A 269-nucleotide genomic window follows, 5' to 3' on the forward strand; every position below is an offset into this window, starting at 1 on the left:
GCTGCACATGTTCTACAAGGAATTCGGCTTGCAGCGATTCGAGCGCTGCCTGAAAGAACGGGAGCAGCTCAGGGGAACGGTTCGCTGGCCGATTGGCGATAGCGTTCGGTTTGCGGCCGTCAAGGATGAAATTCGAAGTGGATTCCGGGCAATCGACACGGGCACCCTGAGCGAGGGTGTCAGGTGGCTGGCTCGACATGAGCAGCTCAACATTCTCCAGCCCGCCATGTACGACGACCCACACTTCGCGATATTGATGCGAGCCAATC

General features: G+C 58.0%; 1 protein-coding gene. It reads left to right on the plus strand.

Annotated features, from left to right (window positions below):
* Positions 1-269, plus strand: a 269-nt coding sequence (locus SB847_RS21150; RefSeq protein ID WP_410578589.1) for a DUF2515 family protein, incomplete at both ends; no start/stop codon positions are given.

Origin of the sequence: Bacillus sp. SIMBA_026, assembly GCF_046535335.1 — a bacterium.
Lineage (GTDB): Bacteria > Bacillota > Bacilli > Bacillales > Bacillaceae > Bacillus > Bacillus velezensis.